This is a genomic window from Pseudomonas sp. BF-B-30 (assembly GCF_019956305.1).
Lineage (GTDB): Bacteria > Pseudomonadota > Gammaproteobacteria > Pseudomonadales > Pseudomonadaceae > Aquipseudomonas > Aquipseudomonas jessenii.
In genome coordinates this window covers 242,404-258,208 of record NZ_JAHBDG010000022.1, presented here as the reverse complement: position 1 = coordinate 258,208, position 15,805 = coordinate 242,404, and the positions used below count along the sequence as shown (strand labels likewise).

Here is a 15,805-nt window from a genome sequence, read left to right as displayed (position 1 = left end):
ATGAAACTCAATGATCTGAGTCCAGCGCCGGGTTCCCGTCGCGAAAAGCATCGTCCGGGCCGTGGTATCGGTAGCGGTTTGGGTAAGACTGGTGGCCGTGGTCACAAAGGTCAGACCTCCCGCTCCGGTGGCACCATTGCTCCAGGCTTTGAAGGCGGTCAACAGCCGCTGCATCGTCGCCTGCCGAAGTTCGGTTTCGTTTCCCTGAAAGCCATGGATCGCGCAGAAGTGCGTTTGTCCGAGCTGGCTAAAGTGGAAGGCGACATCGTCACCGTGCAGTCCCTGAAAGATGCCAACGTGATCAATGTCAACGTACAGCGTGTGAAAATCATGCTGTCCGGTGAAGTGACTCGCGCTGTCACTATCGGCAAGGGAATCGGCGCCACCAAGGGTGCGCGTGCGGCTATCGAAGCAGCTGGCGGCAAGTTCGAGGAATAAATGGCTAAGCAAGGTGCTCTCTCTGCGCTCGGCAAAGGCGGTATGTCTGAACTCTGGGCTCGTCTGCGTTTTCTGTTCCTGGCGATTATCGTCTACCGAATAGGCGCACACATCCCGGTTCCAGGTATCAACCCGGACCGACTCGCGGACCTGTTTCGACAGAATGAGGGGACCATTCTTAGCTTGTTCAACATGTTTTCCGGCGGCGCGCTGGAGCGGATGAGCATCTTTGCACTGGGGATCATGCCGTACATCTCGGCATCGATCATCATGCAACTGATGACCGCCGTCAGCCCGCAGCTGGAGCAGTTGAAGAAGGAAGGTGAAGCTGGCCGTCGCAAGATCAGCCAGTACACCCGCTACGGCACTGTCATCCTCGCCCTTGTTCAGGCTATCGGCATGTCCGTTGGCCTGGCGGGGCAGGGTGTTGCGTTCACTGGTGACTTTGGCTTCCATTTCGTCGCGGTATCCACGTTTGTGGCTGGTGCGATGTTCATGATGTGGCTGGGTGAGCAGATTACTGAGCGTGGTGTTGGCAACGGTATCTCGATGTTGATTTTCGCAGGTATCGTCGCCGGTCTTCCGAGAGCGATCGGGCAGTCTTTCGAGTCTGCACGTCAGGGTGATATCAACATCTTCGCCCTGGTTGCCATCGGTTTGCTGGCAGTAGCGATTATCGGTTTCGTGGTGTTCATTGAGCGTGGTCAGCGTCGTATTGCTGTTCACTACGCCAAGCGTCAGCAGGGCCGCAAGGTCTTCGCTGCGCAGACCAGCCACTTGCCGCTGAAGGTGAACATGGCCGGTGTTATTCCGGCTATTTTCGCGAGCAGCATTTTGCTGTTCCCGGCTTCGTTGGGTGCCTGGTTCGGTCAGTCTGAAGGTATGGGCTGGTTGCAGGACATCTCGCAGTCGATCGCTCCTGGTCAGCCGTTGAATATTCTGCTGTTTAGTGCAGGGATTATTTTCTTCTGCTTCTTCTATACGGCGTTGATGTTCAATCCGAAAGACGTAGCGGAAAACCTGAAGAAGTCCGGTGCCTTTATTCCGGGCATCCGTCCAGGTGAGCAGTCTGCGCGCTACATTGATGGCGTTCTGACTCGCTTGACCATGTTCGGTGCTCTTTACATGACGGCCGTCTGCCTGTTGCCCCAGTTCCTGGTGGTTGCAGCCAACGTACCGTTCTACCTTGGCGGGACCTCGTTGCTGATCGTCGTCGTGGTTGTGATGGACTTCATGTCCCAAGTACAATCGCACCTCGTTTCGCACCAGTACGAATCCCTGATGAAGAAAGCCAACCTGAAGGGTTACGGCAGCGGCATGCTGCGCTGACCCATAAGGTTCGAGGAGTTGGTGATGAAAGTTCGTGCATCGGTGAAAAAGCTGTGCCGTAACTGCAAGATTATTCGCCGCGAAGGTGTTGTTCGAGTAATTTGCAGCGCGGAACCGCGTCACAAACAGCGCCAAGGCTGAGTGTGATTGTGCTTCAAGCCCGGCAGCTAGTGCGCTGCCGGGTTGATTATTTGTTATTACAGCGATATTATCTCGCGCCCTATTTCTTGGCTTCCGGGGCGTAGGTAGCTGTCAATTGGAGTCCCACTGAATGGCCCGTATTGCAGGCGTTAACATTCCAGATAACAAGCATACTGTTATCTCGCTGACCTACATCTATGGTGTTGGTCGCACTACTGCACAGAAAATTTGTGCAGAGACTGGGGTAAACCCAGCAGCAAAGATCAAAGATCTGAGCGACGAGCAAATTGAACAGCTGCGTGGCGAAGTGGCGAAGTTCACCACTGAAGGTGACCTGCGTCGCGAAATCAACATGAAAATCAAGCGCTTGATGGACCTCGGTTGCTATCGCGGTCTGCGTCATCGTCGCGGTCTTCCAGTACGCGGTCAGCGTACCAAGACCAACGCGCGTACCCGTAAAGGTCCGCGTAAGCCGATCCGCAAGTAATCGCCCCAGCGAATCGACAGGAATTTAATCATGGCAAAACCTGCTGCTCGTCCTCGTAAAAAAGTTAAAAAGACAGTGGTTGATGGCATCGCCCACATCCATGCATCTTTTAACAACACCATCGTGACCATCACCGACCGTCAAGGTAACGCTCTTTCCTGGGCTACCTCCGGTGGTTCGGGTTTCCGCGGTTCCCGCAAGTCCACCCCGTTTGCTGCTCAAGTAGCTGCTGAACGTGCTGGTCAAGCTGCGCTGGAATACGGCCTGAAAAACCTCGACGTCAACGTCAAAGGTCCAGGTCCAGGTCGTGAATCCGCAGTCCGCGCTTTGAACGGCTGTGGCTACAAGATCGCCAGCATCACCGACGTGACGCCAATCCCGCACAACGGGTGCCGTCCGCCGAAGAAGCGCCGCGTGTAATCCAGGAGATTGTAAAGAATGGCTCGTTACATTGGTCCAAAATGCAAACTCGCTCGTCGCGAAGGCACCGATCTCTTCCTGAAGAGCGGCGTGCGCGCGATCGAATCGAAGTGCAACATTGAAGCAGCACCTGGTATCCACGGCCAACGCCGCGGTCGCCAGTCCGACTACGGCACCCAACTGCGTGAAAAGCAGAAGGTCCGTCGTATCTACGGCGTTCTCGAGCGTCAATTCAGCGGCTACTACAAAGAAGCTGCTGGCAAGAAAGGTGCAACCGGTGAAAACCTGCTGCAACTGCTCGAATGCCGTCTGGACAACGTTGTATACCGTATGGGCTTTGGTTCGACTCGTGCCGAATCCCGTCAGCTGGTATCGCACAAGTCGATCAGCGTAAACGGTCAGACCGTTAACGTTCCGTCCTACCAGGTTCGTGCTGGTGACGTGGTCGCTGTTCGCGAGAAAGCAAAAAATCAACTTCGCATTGTCCAAGCTCTCGATCTGTGTGCCCAACGTGGCCGCGTAGAATGGGTAGAAGTAGACACTGAGAAGAAGTCGGGCGTTTTCAAGAACGTTCCAGCTCGCAGTGATCTGTCCGCCGACATCAACGAAAGCCTGATTGTCGAGCTCTACTCCAAGTAAGGGCTAGAAAATAGGTGCATCCATGCAGATTTCGGTAAATGAGTTCCTGACACCCCGCCACATTGATGTGCAGGTTGTCAGTCCAACCCGCGCCAAGATCACTCTCGAGCCTCTCGAGCGTGGCTTTGGCCATACCCTGGGCAACGCGCTGCGCCGCATCCTGTTGTCCTCAATGCCCGGCTGTGCAGTAGTCGAGGCCGAGATTGACGGTGTGCTCCACGAGTACAGCGCCATCGAAGGTGTACAGGAAGACGTAATTGAAATCCTGTTGAACCTTAAAGGTCTGGCTATCAAGCTGCACGGTCGTGACGAAGTTACGCTGACCTTGTCGAAGAAGGGTTCGGGGGTGGTTACCGCTGCCGATATTCAGCTGGATCATGATGTCGAGATCGTTAATCCCGATCACGTAATCGCTAACCTGGCGTCTAACGGCGCCCTGAACATGAAGCTCGTAGTAGCTCGTGGTCGTGGTTATGAACCGGCAGACTCGCGTCAGAGCGATGAAGACGAAAGCCGCAGCATCGGTCGCTTGCAGCTTGACTCTTCGTTCAGCCCGGTTCGCCGTATCGCATACGTGGTGGAAAACGCCCGTGTCGAGCAGCGTACTAACCTGGACAAGCTGGTTATTGATCTGGAAACCAACGGTACTCTGGATCCTGAAGAGGCAATTCGCCGCGCTGCAACCATCCTGCAACAGCAGTTGGCTGCGTTCGTCGACCTCAAGGGTGACAGTGAGCCAGTGGTTGTCGAGCAGGAAGACGAGATCGATCCGATCCTGCTTCGCCCGGTTGACGATCTGGAACTGACTGTACGTTCGGCTAACTGCCTTAAGGCGGAAAACATCTACTACATCGGTGACCTGATTCAGCGTACCGAAGTAGAGCTGTTGAAGACTCCGAACCTGGGCAAGAAATCCTTGACTGAAATCAAGGACGTTCTGGCCTCCCGCGGTCTGTCCCTCGGCATGCGCCTCGACAACTGGCCGCCTGCAAGTCTTAAGAAGGACGACAAGGCGACTGCCTGATCGTCGTAATCACCGAACGTAGTGTTTGGTAAGGAATGAACCATGCGTCATCGTAAAAGTGGTCGTCACCTGAGCCGCACCAGCTCGCACCGCAAGGCCATGTTCCAAAACATGGCGGTGTCGCTGTTCGAGCACGAGCTGATCAAAACTACTCTGCCAAAAGCTAAAGAACTGCGCCGCGTTGCCGAGCCGCTGATCACTTTGGCCAAGACAGATAGCGTTGCTAACCGCCGTCTGGCTTTCGACCGTACTCGTTCGAAAGCTATCGTTGGTAAGCTCTTCAACGACCTGGGCAAGCGTTACGCTACCCGTGAGGGTGGCTACCTGCGCATCCTCAAGTGCGGTTTCCGCGCTGGCGACAACGCGCCTATGGCGTACGTCGAGTTGGTTGATCGTGCTACTGCTGGCGAAGCTGTATCTGCCGAGTAAGACGTCAGTCTGAAACAAAGAACCGGGCCTAGTGCCCGGTTTTTTGTGCCTGTAAGAAATGCGCCCTCTGTACAAGCGTCTCCCTCGTCCACATCGTCATTATGTGATGGGGATGATCATTAGTTTTTCTCTATCGATGCCTGCAAGTTAATGAATTTGTAGCTGTCATATTGATGATCAATACTCCCTCTCAGCCGATAGCCGGCAGTTCAAGACCGACAGAGGAAGGAAGATCGCATGAGCCAAAACAAAACGCTTACCACCGCCAGTGGCGCTCCTGTTGCCGATAACCAGAATTCCCGTTCCGCCGGCCCTCGTGGCCCGCTGCTGCTCGACGACTTTCACCTGATCGAGAAGCTTGCCCACTTCAACCGTGAAAACATCCCTGAGCGCCGTGTACACGCCAAAGGCTCGGGAGCCTACGGCACGTTCACCGTGACGCGCGATATCACTCAATACACCAGCGCGAAGCTGTTTGAGACAGTCGGCAAGCAAACTCCGACTTTCCTGCGTTTTTCCACCGTGGGCGGTGAGCGGGGTTCGGCTGATACCGAGCGTGATCCGCGCGGGTTCGCCTTGAAGTTTTATACCGAGGAAGGCAACTGGGACATCGTCGGCAACAACACCCCCGTGTTCTTCATTCGCGATCCACTGAAGTTCCCGGACTTTATCCACACCCAGAAGCGTTTGCCGCAAAGCAACCTGAAGAGTGCCCAGGCGATGTGGGACTTCTGGTCGCATTCGCCCGAGGCGCTGCACCAGGTCACCATCCTGTTCTCCGACCGGGGTATCCCTGATGGATACCGTCACATGCATGGTTTTGGCAGCCACACTTACAGCCTCATCAACGCTCAAGGTGAGCGTCACTGGGTGAAGTGGCACTACAAGACCAGGCAGGGGATCAAGAACCTTGCTCCAGCGGAGGCTGCGCGCCTGGCGGGCACTGATCCGGATTACGCCCAGCGCGACCTGTTCAATGCCATCGAACAGGGAGATTTCCCGAAATGGCGCGTATGCATCCAGATCATGAGCGAAGCTCAGGCAGCGGCGCACTACGAGAACCCCTTTGATGTCACCAAGACCTGGTCGCAGAAAGAGTTTCCACTGATTGAAGTCGGAGAACTGGAGCTCAATCGCAATCCGCTGAACTACTTTGCTGAAGTCGAGCAAGCGGCATTCGGTCCCAGCAACATGGTCCCAGGTGTTGGCTTATCGCCTGACCGCATGCTGCAAGGTCGAGTATTCGCTTACGCGGATGCTCACCGCTACCGTGTTGGCACCAATCACCAGCAATTGCCGGTTAATGCGCCTCGCAGTCCGGTGAACAGCTACCAGCGTGATGGTTCGATGGCGTTTGGCAGTAACGGCGGTGCGGCACCCAACTACGAGCCGAACAGCTACGTTGAGTCGCCGAAGCAAGCGCCTCGCTATGCGGAGCCGCCATTGGCACTGAGCGGTGCGGCTGATCGCTACGATCACCGCGAGGATACCGACTACTACAGCCACGCCGGCGCGTTGTTCCGCTTGATGACTGGGGAGCAGCAATCATTGCTGGTTAGCAACATTGCCGGTGCGATGGCGGGTGTATCGAGTGATGTGGTTGATCGCCAGTTGCAGCATTTCTACAAGGCTGACCCGGCGTATGGAGAAGCAATCGCAAAGCTGCTCAACGTACAGCTTAACGAAGTCTAAATGAGAAGCAGAACCGCCCTTATTTGGGCGGTTTTTGCGTTATTTCAGCCGGTTTTCTCAGAATATCTTCGCTTTTATTGCGTCTTGCGAGTGACGATAAGGGCATGTTGGTTCAAACTACAACTTTAAAGCAGGGAGATGTAGGGCGATGCAAGGCCACCCAGATGTGATCGATTACCTCAACACGTTGCTGACCGGCGAACTGGCCGCGCGTGATCAATATTTCGTCCACTCGCGGATGTATGAGGACTGGGGTTTCACCAAGCTCTACGAAAGAATCAACCACGAGATGGAAGAGGAAGCAGGGCACGCTGATGCCCTGATGCGCCGGATTCTGATGCTCGAAGGCACGCCGCGCATGCGTCCGGACGATCTCGACGTCGGCACCACGGTGACAGAGATGCTCGAAGCGGATTTGCGCCTGGAATACAAGGTACGGGCTGCGTTGTGCAAGGGCATCAAGCTCTGCGAACAACACAAGGACTACGTCAGCCGCGAAATGCTGCGGGTTCAATTGCATGACACCGAAGAAGATCACACCTACTGGCTCGAGAAGCAGTTGGGTCTGATCAAGTTGATCGGGCTAGAGAACTACCTGCAATCCCACACCTGATTGCTGCGAATACAAAAAAGCCCCTGTCACTGATGAAGTGACAGGGGCTTTTTCATGGGGGGCGGTCAAGCCCGATCGCGCTCCAGAAGCGGCTTGAGGTAATAACCGGTATGGGACTGCTTCATCTCTGACACTTCCTCCGGCGTGCCGACGGCAATGATCTGCCCGCCCTTGGAACCACCCTCCGGCCCCAGGTCCACCAGCCAGTCAGCGGTCTTGATCACGTCCAGGTTGTGTTCGATCACCACCACGGTGTTGCCGTGGTCGCGCAGGCGATGCAACACGTCCAGCAGTTGCTGGATATCCGCGAAATGCAGACCGGTGGTGGGTTCGTCGAGGATGTACAGGGTCTTGCCGGTATCGCGCTTGGACAGCTCGCGGGACAGTTTCACCCGTTGGGCTTCACCGCCGGACAGCGTGGTCGCCGATTGCCCCAGCTTGATGTACGACAGGCCGACATCCATCAATGTTTGCAGCTTGCGCGCCAGGGCCGGTACAGCATCGAAGAACACCCGCGCTTCCTCGATGGTCATCTCGAGGGTTTCGTGGATGCTCTTGCCCTTGTACTTGATCTCAAGGGTCTCGCGGTTGTATCGCTTGCTCTTGCACACGTCGCAGGGCACGTAGATGTCCGGCAGGAAGTGCATCTCGACCTTGATCAGGCCGTCGCCCTGACAAGCCTCGCAGCGGCCGCCCTTGACGTTGAAGGAGAAGCGCCCCGGACCATAGCCCCGGGAGCGGGACTCCGGTACGCCGGCGAACAACTCGCGGATCGGCGTGAACAAACCGGTGTAGGTCGCCGGGTTGGAGCGCGGTGTACGGCCGATCGGGCTCTGGTCGATGTCGACGACCTTGTCCAGGTGCTCCAGGCCCTTGATGCTGTCGTGGGCGGACGCTTCGAGGGTAGTGGCGCCATTCAGCGCCGTGGCGCTCAAAGGGAACAGGGTGTTGTTGATCAGCGTCGACTTGCCGGAGCCGGACACGCCGGTCACACAGGTCAGCAGGCCGATCGGAATCTCCAGGTCGACATTGCGCAGGTTGTTGCCGCGCGCGCCCTTGAGCGACAGCGTCAGCTTCTTGTTGCGCGGTGTACGTTTGGCCGGGACTTCGATCTTCACCCGGCCCGACAGGTATTTACCCGTCAGCGAGTCCGGGTGAGCCATGACCTCGGCCGGTGTGCCTTCAGCAACGATATGCCCGCCGTGCACGCCAGCGCCCGGGCCGATGTCCACCACGTAGTCGGCCAGGCGGATCGCGTCTTCATCGTGCTCGACCACGATCACCGTGTTACCGATATCGCGCAGGTGCTTGAGGGTGCCCAGCAGCCGGTCGTTATCGCGCTGATGCAGGCCGATGGAGGGTTCGTCGAGGATGTACAGGACGCCCACCAAGCCGGCGCCAATCTGGCTGGCCAGACGAATACGCTGGGCCTCGCCACCGGACAAGGTGTCCGCGCTGCGATCCAGCGACAGGTAGTCGAGGCCGACGTTGACCAGGAACTGCAGGCGCTCGCGGATTTCCTTGAGGATCTTGTCGGCAATTTCGCCACGTCGTCCGGTGAGCTTGAGCCCGCCAAAATAATCGGACGCATCGCCGATCGGCAGGTTGGTCACTGCCGGCAGGGTTTTCTCGCCGACCCACACATGCCGCGCTTCACGCCGCAGGCGAGTGCCGCGGCAATCCGGGCACGACTGGGTGCTGAGGAACTTGGCCAGTTCTTCGCGCACCGATGCCGATTCGGTTTCGCGGTAACGGCGTTCCAGGTTCGGCACGATGCCTTCGAACGGGTGCGAGCGTTTGACGATATCGCCACGGTCGTTCAGGTATTTGAAGTCGACGTTTTGCGAACCGCTGCCGTGCAGGATGAATTTCTGCTGATCGGCCGGCAATTCGTTGAACGGAACTTCCAGGCTGAACTTGTAGTGCGAGGCCAGCGAGCCGAGCATCTGGAAGTAATAGACGTTACGCCTGTCCCAGCCACGAATCGCCCCTTCGGCCAGGGTCAGTTCGCCATTGACCAGGCGCTTGATGTCGAAGAACTGCTTCACCCCCAGACCATCGCAGGTCGGGCAAGCGCCGGCCGGGTTGTTGAAGGAGAACAGCTTGGGTTCCAGTTCGCTGATCGCGTGGCCGCAGATCGGGCAGGCGAAGCGTGCGGAGAAGATCATCTCTTCACCCGGCTCGTCGTCCATCGGCGCCACCAGGGCGATGCCGTCCGCCAGTTTCAGCGCGGTCTCGAAGGATTCGGCCAGGCGTTGTTGCAGGTCGGCGCGAACCTTGAAGCGGTCGACCACGACATCGATGGTATGTTTTTTCTGCTTGTCGAGCTTGGGAGCTTCGTCCAGCTCATAGAGCTTTCCATTGATTCTGGCGCGGACAAAACCCTGCGCGCGCAGCTCTTCGAAAACCGACAGGTGCTCGCCTTTGCGCTCGCGGATGACCGGCGCCAACAGCATCAGCTTGCTGCCCTCCGGTTCGGCGAGGACCAGGTCGACCATCTGGCTGACGGTCTGCGCTTCCAGCGGGATGTCGTGATCCGGGCAACGGGGAATACCCACACGTGCATAAAGCAGGCGCAGGTAGTCGTAGATTTCGGTGATAGTGCCGACCGTCGAGCGCGGGTTGTGCGAGGTCGACTTCTGTTCGATGGAGATCGCCGGCGACAGGCCTTCGATAGTGTCGACGTCGGGCTTTTCCATCATCGACAGGAACTGCCGGGCGTAGGCCGATAGCGATTCGACGTAGCGGCGCTGGCCTTCGGCGTACAGGGTATCGAAAGCCAGGGACGACTTGCCGGAGCCGGACAGGCCGGTGATGACGATCAGCTTGTCCCGTGGCAGGGTCAGGTCGATGTTCTTCAGGTTGTGGGTTCGAGCCCCACGAATCAGGATCTTGTCCAAGGTGGCCTCGCTCGGCGGGCGTCGAAAACGTAGGAGTATACGGCCAAATACTGGATGGATGCACACTATCGAATGCTGCTATTGCTGCCTTACATGAAAGCTCTGTCATCTACACGCGTCAAAGCGTCGCGATATACCCTGCCAATCGATGGGACTGGTAGAATCGCCGCCGGTTCACATGAGGTTTTTCCATGCACGATCCCCACAGCGAGCGCATGAGCGGCAGCGAGACCCGCGCGGCAAGCGGTCTGGCCCTGGTGTTCGCCTTCCGTATGCTTGGCATGTTCATGGTGTTGCCGGTTTTGGCGACCTATGGGATGGACCTGGCAGGAGCGACCCCGGCCCTTATCGGGCTGGCGATTGGCGCTTACGGCCTGACCCAGGCGATTTTCCAGATTCCATTCGGTTTCATTTCCGATCGCATCGGCCGCCGCCCGGTGATTTACATCGGGTTGATTATCTTCGCACTCGGCAGTGTGCTGGCGGCCAATGCCGATTCGATCTGGGGCGTGATCGCCGGGCGAATCCTGCAAGGTGCCGGGGCGATTTCAGCCGCGGTCATGGCCTTGTTGTCAGACCTGACCCGGGAGCAGCATCGGACCAAAGCCATGGCCATGATCGGCATGACCATCGGTCTGTCGTTCGCCGTCGCCATGGTGGTCGGCCCGTTGCTGACCCGCGCTTTTGGTCTGTCCGGGTTGTTCCTCGCCACGGGCGGCATGGCGCTGCTCGGCATTGTGATCGTCATGTTCATGGTGCCGCGCTCTACCGGGACATTGCAGCATCGCGAGTCCGGTGTTGCGCGCCAGGCATTGATGCCGACGCTCAAGCACCCGGACCTGCTACGGCTGGACCTGGGTATTTTTGTGTTGCACGCGATGTTGATGTCCAGCTTCGTCGCCTTGCCGCTGGCGCTGGTCGAGAAAGCCGGGCTGCCCAAAGAGCAGCACTGGTGGGTGTACCTGACCGCGTTGCTGATTTCTTTCTTCGCCATGATCCCGTTCATTATCTACGGCGAGAAGAAACGCAAAATGAAACGAGTTTTACTCGGCGCCGTCGTGACGCTGATGTTCACTGAGCTATTCTTCTGGCAGTTCGGCGATAGCTTGCGGGCTCTGGTGATCGGTACGGTGGTGTTCTTCACCGCGTTCAATCTGCTGGAAGCTTCGTTGCCATCGCTGATCAGCAAGGTTTCACCGGCCGGCGGCAAGGGCACGGCGATGGGGGTTTATTCCACCAGCCAGTTCCTCGGGTCGGCATTGGGCGGCATTCTTGGCGGTTGGCTGTTCCAGCATGGCGGTCTGTCGGTTGTGTTCCTCGGATGCGCCGGTCTGGCTGCCCTCTGGCTGGCCTTTGCTGTTACCATGCGCGAACCTCCCTACGTCACGAGCCTGCGCTTGCCGTTGTCGCCCGAGGCGATCCGCGAAGCGGGTCTGGTCGAGCGCCTGAAGGCGGTCGTAGGGATAACAGATGCAGTCATCGTCGCGGAAGAGGCGGCGATTTACATCAAACTGGACACCGAACTATTGGATCGCACCACCCTTGAGAGCCTGGTGAACAACCCGGCCGGGGCAGCGTGCGTAGCCTAGGAGAACGTTATGGCCCGTGGGGTTAACAAAGTCATATTGGTCGGCACTTGCGGCCAGGATCCCGAAGTTCGCTACTTGCCTAACGGTAACGCCGTGACCAACCTGAGTCTGGCGACCAGCGAACAGTGGACCGACAAGCAAACCGGTCAGAAAGTTGAAAAGACCGAATGGCACCGTGTGTCGATGTTCGGCAAGGTTGCAGAAATCGCTGGCGAATACCTGCGTAAAGGTTCTCAGGTCTACATCGAAGGCAAGCTGCAGACCCGCGAGTGGGAAAAAGACGGTATCAAGCGTTACACCACCGAAATCGTGGTCGACATGCAAGGCACCATGCAACTGCTGGGTGGCCGTCCACAGGGCGACCAGCAGGGCCAGGGCGGTGGTAACAACTACCAGCAGTCCGCGCCACGCCAGCAGGCTCCACGTCCACAGCAGTCGGCGCCGCAACAGTCGCGCCCGGCTCCACAGCAGGCCGCTCCTCAGCCGGCTCCGGATTTCGACAGCTTTGATGACGATATCCCGTTCTGATTCTTTCACCAAAGAATAGAACCTGAAAAAGCCCGGCCTCCCTATGGATGCCGGGCTTTTTGCATTTTTACCAGGGCATTCCTCGCCGGGATCGAGGATCGTCCAGCCGTCAGCGCGCAGTGATACTCTGCTATGGGTCCAGACCCTGTGCAGAGTTGCCCTATGGATCGCCTGTCTACGTTGTTGTCACAGTTCGGCGTGCGCGCGAACCTGTTTTACAGCGGCATGCTTTGCGGCGTGGCGTCCTACGATGGCGCCGACCAGCGCGGTCATATTCACCTGTTGCAGGCCGGCTCTGTCACGTTGAAAGGCCCAGGGAGGAGTGAGTTGTTGCTCACTCGCCCCAGCCTGATTTTCCTGCCACGCCCCAGTCGACATCAGCTCATCGCCAGTGAGACTGAAGGTGCTCAGCTGTTATGTGCGTCGATGCTGTTCGATGGCGGCGCCAGCAATCCGATATCTGCTTCGCTCCCCGATCTTCTGGTGTTGCCCCTGGATGAGCTGCCGTTGCTGGCCGACACCCTGAGATGGCTGTTCGGTGAAGCTGGCGCCGGGCATTGCGGCAGGGAGGCCGTGCTTGATCGTTTGTTCGAACTGTTGATCATCCTGCTGTTCCGGCATTTGCTCGACCACCATCAGTTGAGCACCGGCATGATGGCCGGGTTGGCCGATGTGCGGCTGTCGCGCTCGCTGATACAGATGCACAACCAACCTCAGCGGGCCTGGTCAGTGGCCGAGTTGGCAAATGAATCGAACATGTCCCGCGCCGCTTATGCCGTGCATTTCCGCGCGGTCCTGGGGCAAACACCGTTGGATTATCTTCTGAGCTGGCGGATCAGTCTGGCGCAGAAGCGCCTGCGGGAGGGGCGGCCGATTACGCTGATCGCCGATGAGGTGGGCTATGAAAGTCCGTCGGCCCTTGCCCGTGCGTTTCGCCGCAAGACCGGCTGCAGTCCACGGGACTGGATGAAATCCCTGGCCCTTGAGGGCCGCGTACTGGCTGGTGATGGCGATGACCTGAATGCATCGAGCTGATTCAGGCCATCGGCGGGTGAAGTTGTCAGCTCAAGGGGTTTCCAGTCGGGTCAGCGAATGGCCCGCCACGAACAGGGAGGCGGCAAGCAAACCGATGTCCTTGAGCAGGAACTGGCCTGGCGCGACCGAAATGGCCGGGAAACCAAGGCCGGGCTCAATCACGCCGGGGGTCGAGAACATAAAGCTCAAGGTGGTGAAAAACAGCCCGGCCGACAAGGCGCCCCCGATCAAGGAAAGCTTTGGCGACAGCAGGCGACCCGCAATCAGCACACCGATGGAGATCTCCAGAACGCCAAGCAAACTGGAAAACAGATCGACACTGAAAATGTTATAGACCCATCCCAGGAAGGGGCTGTTGCTTACCAGTGGCACCAGTCCCTCTGCTTCATAGTGGGTGAATTTCATTCCCCCGAACCAGAAGTAGATAACGGCGAGGGCGAAGTAAATGCCGTAGGTCCCTAGCGTCATGGTGGTGAGTCCGAGGGATGTTTTTTTCGACAGGCTGTCAGTGCTGATATTCATGCTGTTCATTGTTCAGGCTTCCAGTGAGTTATCCAGAAAGTGGCATGGGTGAAAGCAACATCCCCCGCGTATGCGTTGGGAGTGGAGTGATTGTTGGCTTCGGCATGACTTTTCAGGATTCTGGCGGTATTGCGTTTGATGCAGATCGTCCAGACTCACCGGCAATTAAAAGCCCATGGCAGGTGAGGCCATGGGCTTTTTCATTTTTGCTGTCTTGTCCTGAATAAGGTTTACAGCTTCCGGCTTCTTGTCAGGTACTCGTTGGTCGAGACCACGCTGGCATAGGCAAACGCCAGGGCCGCCATGAACGCCGCATGAACTTGCGCCGCCGGAACCGTCACGCCATTGAACTCCAGGTCACGGGTGGCGCAGGCGTCGTGGATCACGGTGACCGTATAGCCAAAATCCGCCGCCGCCCGGGTGATGCCGTCGACGCACATGTGGCTCATGCTGCCCACGACCACCAGTTCCTTGATGCCTTGTTCGTCGAGGATCGATTTCAGTTCGGTTTCGCGGAACGAGTTGACGAAGTGTTTGAGCACCACCGGTTCGTCGGCACGGTTGAGCACTTTCGGGTGCAACCTCGCGCCCTCGGAGTTCGGGGTGAAAAACGGCGCATCTTCAGAGGTGAATTCGTGGCGAATGTGCACCACTGAATCCCCTGCGTCGCGGAAGGCCTTGATCAGGCGGACGGCGTTGTCGGCGGCGGCGTCGGCACCGACCAGCGGCCACTTGCCTTGGGGGAAGTAGTCGTTCTGGATATCGACTAGGATGAGCGCTTGCTTGGCCATGACTGTTTCCTCGAAGTGTGTGTTGGTGTGGAATGAAGTATTGGCTCTGGCAGGCGATCCGAGGATTGGCCGCACCGACAATAGAAGGGGGAAAACTGACAATGGACGCAGAAAGGGCAATCGCCGAACTAGGTGTACTGATCTATCCCGGCGCGCAGATGGCGGCGGTGCATGGTTTGACGGATTTGTTCGGGGTGGCCAACCGGATCGCCGCCGAACATCAGTCTGCGCAGTTGCCGCTGTTGCGGGTCAGCCATTGGCAGGTCGAGGGTGATCAGGCGCCGGTTCGGGTCTTCGACAGCCATCCTGGCCCGGAGCGCGCCCTGGTGGCCGTGTTGATTCCGCCATCGATCGGCGGTTTTTCCGAGGGCCAGGCGCCAAAGGGGTTGATTCGCTGGTTGCGTGAGCAACATGCCAGCGGCGCGACACTGGGCGGGGTTTGCGTGGGCTCTATCCTGTTGGCCGAAAGCGGTCTGCTCGACGGTCGTAGCGCCACCACTCACTGGACCTCGGCCAAAGCTTTCGCCGAACGTTATCCGGCGATCCGGCTCAAGGCCGATACGCCGATTGTCGATGACGGCGACCTGATTACCACCGCCGGGCTGATGGCCTGGTCGGAACTGGGTCTGCGCCTGGTCAACCGGTTGCTGGGGCCGAGCATCGCCACCAACACCGCGCGTTTTCTGGTGGTGGAACACAGCGATAGCGCCAGTGAGTGCGGCAGCAACTTTGCGCCGATCCTCAGTCATGGCGATGCGACGATCCTCAAGGTGCAACACTGGCTGCAAAGCACCGGAGCGACCGATGTGTCGCTGGCGGCGATGGCCGAAAAGGCAGGGCTGGAAGAACGCACCTTCCTGCGACGCTTTCGCGCGGCCACCGGGCTCAAACCCACCGAATACTGCCAGCACCTGCGAGTTGGCAAGGCCCGGGAAATGCTTGAGTTCACCAACGGCACCATCGACCACATCGCCTGGACCGTGGGTTATCAGGACCCCGGGGCGTTTCGCGCAACGTTCAGGAAAATCACCGGGTTGGCGCCGAGTGATTATCGGACACGGTTTGGGGTGAACTCTGGATCGGTCGCACGGTAGTCGCATCACCTCGATTCCCTGTGGGAGCGAGCTTGCTCGCGATAGCTGTGTGTCTGCTACATAAATGTTGAATGTCATTCCCTCATCGCGAGCAAGCTCGCTCCCACAGGGGCGGGCGTGTGGGCTGGAATCGT

17 protein-coding genes are annotated in these 15,805 nt (G+C 58.0%); 14 read left to right on the top strand and 3 right to left on the bottom strand.

The features are described 5' to 3' along the window. The 10 genes from rplO to bfr all read left to right on the top strand — a co-directional run bounded on the left by rplO (position 1) and on the right by bfr (position 7,212). On the top strand, positions 1 to 438 hold the full coding sequence (gene rplO, locus KGB29_RS14030) for a 50S ribosomal protein L15 (RefSeq protein ID WP_003228720.1): 438 nt from the start codon (positions 1 to 3) through the stop codon (positions 436 to 438). Continuing rightward, positions 439 to 1,767 carry a preprotein translocase subunit SecY gene (gene secY, locus KGB29_RS14025; protein ID WP_003210064.1) on the top strand — a complete coding sequence of 443 codons (1,329 nt, stop codon included), beginning with the start codon at positions 439 to 441 and terminating at the stop codon, positions 1,765 to 1,767. Positions 1,768 to 1,791: 24 nt separating this feature from the next. Next, positions 1,792 to 1,908, top strand: a complete 117-nt coding sequence (gene rpmJ / locus KGB29_RS14020) for a 50S ribosomal protein L36 (protein WP_002555468.1) — start codon at positions 1,792 to 1,794, stop codon at positions 1,906 to 1,908. A 130-nt stretch (positions 1,909 to 2,038) separates the two neighbouring features. Continuing rightward, entirely contained in the window at positions 2,039 to 2,395 is a 357-nt protein-coding gene (rpsM, locus tag KGB29_RS14015; protein ID WP_009045849.1) for a 30S ribosomal protein S13, read from the top strand. 30 nt (positions 2,396 to 2,425) lie between these two features. Further along, positions 2,426 to 2,815: a 30S ribosomal protein S11 gene (gene rpsK / locus KGB29_RS14010; RefSeq protein WP_002555466.1), complete on the top strand. Its 390-nt coding sequence runs from the start codon at positions 2,426 to 2,428 to the stop codon at positions 2,813 to 2,815. A gap of 18 nt (positions 2,816 to 2,833) precedes the next feature. Further along, positions 2,834 to 3,454: a 30S ribosomal protein S4 gene (gene rpsD / locus KGB29_RS14005; RefSeq protein ID WP_003176404.1), complete on the top strand. Its 621-nt coding sequence runs from the start codon at positions 2,834 to 2,836 to the stop codon at positions 3,452 to 3,454. Between the two features lie 22 nt (positions 3,455 to 3,476). After that, entirely contained in the window at positions 3,477 to 4,478 is a 1,002-nt protein-coding gene (locus KGB29_RS14000; RefSeq protein WP_007970428.1) for a DNA-directed RNA polymerase subunit alpha, read from the top strand. Between the two features lie 42 nt (positions 4,479 to 4,520). Beyond that, positions 4,521 to 4,907 (top strand): 50S ribosomal protein L17, encoded by a 387-nt coding sequence (gene rplQ / locus KGB29_RS13995; RefSeq protein ID WP_007970429.1) that lies wholly within the window; start codon positions 4,521 to 4,523, stop codon positions 4,905 to 4,907. Positions 4,908 to 5,144: 237 nt separating this feature from the next. Then, the gene (locus KGB29_RS13990) at positions 5,145 to 6,599 is read left to right on the top strand and encodes a catalase (protein WP_150814487.1); all 1,455 of its coding nucleotides are present in this window, start codon (positions 5,145 to 5,147) and stop codon (positions 6,597 to 6,599) included. A 148-nt stretch (positions 6,600 to 6,747) separates the two neighbouring features. Beyond that, entirely contained in the window at positions 6,748 to 7,212 is a 465-nt protein-coding gene (gene bfr / locus KGB29_RS13985) for a bacterioferritin (RefSeq protein ID WP_008053867.1), read from the top strand. A 65-nt stretch (positions 7,213 to 7,277) separates the two neighbouring features. Here the strand turns inward: bfr and uvrA are convergent, their stop codons facing one another. Further along, the gene (gene uvrA, locus KGB29_RS13980; RefSeq protein WP_150814486.1) at positions 7,278 to 10,112 is read right to left on the bottom strand and encodes an excinuclease ABC subunit UvrA; all 2,835 of its coding nucleotides are present in this window, start codon (positions 10,110 to 10,112) and stop codon (positions 7,278 to 7,280) included. A gap of 191 nt (positions 10,113 to 10,303) precedes the next feature. Here uvrA and KGB29_RS13975 point away from each other — a divergent pair, with 191 nt between their 5' ends. The 3 genes from KGB29_RS13975 to KGB29_RS13965 all read left to right on the top strand — a co-directional run bounded on the left by KGB29_RS13975 (position 10,304) and on the right by KGB29_RS13965 (position 13,264). Then, complete coding sequence (locus KGB29_RS13975; protein WP_150814485.1) at positions 10,304 to 11,701, top strand: MFS transporter; 1,398 nt, start codon at positions 10,304 to 10,306, stop codon at positions 11,699 to 11,701. Between the two features lie 9 nt (positions 11,702 to 11,710). After that, positions 11,711 to 12,229, top strand: coding sequence for a single-stranded DNA-binding protein (locus KGB29_RS13970; protein ID WP_007984430.1), 519 nt, complete (start codon positions 11,711 to 11,713; stop codon positions 12,227 to 12,229). Positions 12,230 to 12,391: 162 nt separating this feature from the next. Then, positions 12,392 to 13,264, top strand: coding sequence for an AraC family transcriptional regulator (locus KGB29_RS13965; RefSeq protein ID WP_150814484.1), 873 nt, complete (start codon positions 12,392 to 12,394; stop codon positions 13,262 to 13,264). A gap of 30 nt (positions 13,265 to 13,294) precedes the next feature. Here the strand turns inward: KGB29_RS13965 and KGB29_RS13960 are convergent, their stop codons facing one another. Together KGB29_RS13960 and KGB29_RS13955 are read right to left on the bottom strand one after the other, a co-directional pair. Next, a complete protein-coding gene (locus KGB29_RS13960; RefSeq protein WP_150814483.1) occupies positions 13,295 to 13,795 on the bottom strand; it encodes a YkgB family protein in 501 nt (166 codons plus the stop codon). Positions 13,796 to 14,016: 221 nt separating this feature from the next. Further along, positions 14,017 to 14,577, bottom strand: coding sequence for a cysteine hydrolase family protein (locus tag KGB29_RS13955; RefSeq protein ID WP_150814482.1), 561 nt, complete (start codon positions 14,575 to 14,577; stop codon positions 14,017 to 14,019). 101 nt (positions 14,578 to 14,678) lie between these two features. Here KGB29_RS13955 and KGB29_RS13950 point away from each other — a divergent pair, with 101 nt between their 5' ends. Beyond that, positions 14,679 to 15,671 (top strand): GlxA family transcriptional regulator, encoded by a 993-nt coding sequence (locus KGB29_RS13950; protein ID WP_057713106.1) that lies wholly within the window; start codon positions 14,679 to 14,681, stop codon positions 15,669 to 15,671. The last annotated feature ends 134 nt before the right edge of the window (positions 15,672 to 15,805 follow it).